Here is a 3,218-nt window from a genome sequence, read left to right on the forward strand (position 1 = left end):
GAGGTCATCTCTCTCCTCGTGAAATTCTCGACTCCCTCGCTCCCCACACCTATGATCCTGGAGTGCTCTCCCTTCCTCCCGTTCTCCTCGACGACCTCCTCGAGATCCCCCACCCTGGTAACCATGTATCTGAATCACCCACCTCGCCTGATCCGCCTTGTTGACAGGTCTTCGGGGCCCCGATATACTGCGCCCATGCCTGCCAAATGGGTTCGCGTCGCCTCCACGGACGAGCTTTCGCCCGGCAGCGTGCGGAAGGTCGAGGTGGAAGGACAGGAGCTGGCGCTTTACAACGTGGACGGCAAATTTTTCTGCACGTCCAACATCTGCCCTCACCAGGGCGGACCCCTGGACGAGGGCATGCTGGAAGGCTCGCAGATCGTGTGCCCCTGGCATGCGTGGGTGTTCGACGTGGCCTCCGGGGTTTCGCCCGTCAATCCCCGCGCGAAGATCCCGACCTATCCGGTGAAGGTCGAGGGCAAGGACGTGCTCGTCGGCATATAGGAGCCCACTCATGGCGTATGTGATCGCGGAACCGTGCGTCGGCACGAAGGATAAGGCGTGCGTGCCCGCCTGCCCCGTGGATTGCATCTACGAGGGTGAAAAGATGCTCTACATCCACCCGGATGAGTGCATCGATTGCGGGGCGTGCGTCGAACCGTGCCCCGTCCAGGCGATCTTCCCGGCGGACGAGCTTCCGGACAAGTGGAAGTTCTACATCGAGGTCAACAAGAACTTCTTCCCCGAGAAGAGCGACGAGAAGGCCTGGGCCGGCCATCCCTTCCCGGCGGAGCGGCTCCAGAAGCCGCCCGAAAAGCACTGACGTCGACGCGGCCGCCCCCAGGCGCGGCCGGCGGAGGGCCCTCGATGAGCCAGCCCCCCACGCCCGAGAAGGCCCCCGGCAAGGTTCCCGTCGATTACGGGACGGTGTCCTATTCCGCTCCCGATCTGCGGGAGAAAAGCGTTCCGGCCCGGGGAGGCGAACCGCAAATCCTCGATCGGAGGCTGTACGCGCAGCTTCAGGTCTTCACCGGCGCCCTCCGGCCCGAGGAGCTGGCCGAACGCCTGAGGGCCTCGGGGATCGAATCCGTCCTCTATCTCGACGTCAACGACCCCAAGGGAATCGGCGTTCTGGCCCTCACGGAGGATCCGGCGCTCCTGGCGGGTCCGTGGCGGGACCTCCTCAGCCGGCCGCCCTTCGGGGACCTCCGGCATCGGCCGGAGCTGACGATGATCGGGCGCACGTACGCCACCGGCCGCGAACCCAATCTCGCCTATGCGCTCCTCAAGAAGCCGCGGGTTACCGCGCTCAACCCGGACTGGCCCTGGGCGGTCTGGTATCCGCTCCGGCGCAAAGCCGCCTTCTCCGTGTTGCCGCCCGAAAAACAGGGCAAGATTCTCCATGAACACGCCCAGATCGGCATCGCCTTCGGACAGGCCGATTACGCCCATGACATCCGCCTGGCGTGCCACGGACTGGACCCGAACGACAACGACTTTGTGATCGGTCTCGTCGGGCGCGAGCTGACGCCCCTTTCGCAATGCGTGCAGGAAATGCGCAAAACCATTCAGACGTCCAAATACATCAAGTCGCTGGGACCGTTCTTCGTGGGACGGGTCTTCTGGCAGAGCCCCGCGCCGGGGTAATCGGGTTTCTTCGCTTCGCGATTCGCGTAGGGTTGGCTCCGTCCCGCGGGTGATAGAGGCGGGCAGAGGAGCGGGATCCGATCGCATGGAGGTCGAAACGATGCGGATCGCGATCCTGGCATTCTTCGCGGCGGGGATGGGGTCGGCGCCGGCGGGCGCCGTCCAGGAACCTGCCAAGGACGCCCTCCGGCAGGCGCTCAAGGACACCGATCTCGAGGGCGACTGGATCTACGACGACGTGGCCGCCGGGTTCGCCCAGGCTCGCGCGACGGGCAAACCCCTCCTCATCGTTTTCCGCTGAGTCCCCTGAGCGGCCTGCAAAGGCATCGACGGACAGGTTGCCCGTCGCGAGGATCCCGAGCTGTCGCGCCTTCTGGAACGATTCGTCTGCGTCCGGGTCGTGCAGGCGTGGGGGATGGATCTGTCGCTCTTTCAGTTCGATTACGAGCTGACGTGGGCGGCTCTGTTCATGAACGCGGACCGCGCGGTCTACGGCCGCTACGGAAGCCGATTCGGGAAGGGAGGCCGGGAGGTGACGGTCGAGGGCTTCAAAAAGGCTCTCGAGGGCGCGCTGGAGCTGCACGCGGCCTATCCCGCCAACAGGGCGGCGCTCGCCGGCAAGAAGGGGCCCGCGCCGCCGTTTCCGACGCCCGAGGCGATCCCCGCGCTGCGGGGAAAGCCGAACGTCCGTCCGGCCGACGGCACCCGCGGGAACTGCATCCATTGCCACCAGGCCCACGATGCGACGCTCTGGTCCCTGCGGGATCAGGGCAGGGCTCTGCCGGACAACCTCGTCTGGCCGTATCCGGCGCCCGAGCAGGTGGGGCTTTCGCTGGATCCCCGCGAGCGCGCGCTGGTGGCGGCGGTGGCTCCCGAATCCCCGGCGCAGAGGGGCGGCTTCCGCGCAGGCGACCGGATCGTAACGCTCGACGGGCAGCCGATCCTCTCGATCGCGGACGTTCAGTGGGTGCTTCACCAGGCGCGCGAACCGGTGACCCTGCGGGCGGAACTGGAGCGGGACGGCTCGGCCGCCCGGGCCGAGCTGGCGCTCGCGGAGGGATGGAGGAGGAAAGGGGACTTCACGTGGCGCGTGGTGACCTGGAGCCTGCGGCACCGGCTTCTGGGCACGGAGCCCTTGCAGGCGCTGTCCGCGGACGAGCGCCGGGCGCTGGGCGTCCCCGACGGCGCCATGGCGCTGCGCGTGAAGGGTTTTCCCCCGGACTGGGTGAAGGAACAGAACCGCGCGGCGCGCCAGAAGTTCCGGCCGGGGGATGTGCTCGTCGAGGCGGACGGCCGCCGGGATCTGGCGACGGAGGCGGCGCTCCTCGGGTATCTCCTGCAGAAGAAGCGGCCCGGACAGACCGCGGACTTCACGGTTTTGCGGGACGGCCGCCGCGAGCGCGTGACGCTGGCGCTGCCCTGATTCGGGCGCAGGAATTGCCCATGCAGGGGCTCCGGCCCGACGTAAGTCCTCCGGGGCCAGGACGATGAGCCAATCCGGCGGGTCTCCCGCACGCTGCGGGCGTACGATGATTGTCTCCGCACGCCGCGGTTCCTCGTGGACGCGCATT

At 67.3% G+C, this 3,218-nt stretch carries 5 protein-coding genes; all 5 read left to right on the top strand.

Translation table 11 applies throughout. From position 1 onward, the window contains the following. Nucleotides 1-195 precede the first annotated feature (195 nt). The 5 genes from VNO22_17620 to VNO22_17640 all read left to right on the top strand — a co-directional run bounded on the left by VNO22_17620 (nucleotide 196) and on the right by VNO22_17640 (nucleotide 3,070). A complete protein-coding gene (locus VNO22_17620; protein HXG63193.1) occupies nucleotides 196-504 on the top strand; it encodes a non-heme iron oxygenase ferredoxin subunit in 309 nt (102 codons plus the stop codon). Between the two features lie 10 nt (nucleotides 505-514). Then, nucleotides 515-823, top strand: a complete 309-nt coding sequence (locus VNO22_17625; protein ID HXG63194.1) for a ferredoxin family protein — start codon at nucleotides 515-517, stop codon at nucleotides 821-823. Nucleotides 824-867: 44 nt separating this feature from the next. Further along, entirely contained in the window at nucleotides 868-1,647 is a 780-nt protein-coding gene (locus VNO22_17630) for a chlorite dismutase family protein (GenBank protein HXG63195.1), read from the top strand. 85 nt (nucleotides 1,648-1,732) lie between these two features. Next, the gene (locus tag VNO22_17635; GenBank protein ID HXG63196.1) at nucleotides 1,733-1,948 is read left to right on the top strand and encodes a hypothetical protein; all 216 of its coding nucleotides are present in this window, start codon (nucleotides 1,733-1,735) and stop codon (nucleotides 1,946-1,948) included. A gap of 24 nt (nucleotides 1,949-1,972) precedes the next feature. Beyond that, on the top strand, nucleotides 1,973-3,070 hold the full coding sequence (locus VNO22_17640; GenBank protein ID HXG63197.1) for a Trx7/PDZ domain-containing (seleno)protein: 1,098 nt from the start codon (nucleotides 1,973-1,975) through the stop codon (nucleotides 3,068-3,070). The last annotated feature ends 148 nt before the right edge of the window (nucleotides 3,071-3,218 follow it).

It is taken from the genome of Planctomycetota bacterium (genome assembly GCA_035574235.1).
In the GTDB taxonomy this organism is placed as follows: Bacteria; Planctomycetota; MHYJ01; order MHYJ01; family JACPRB01; genus DATLZA01.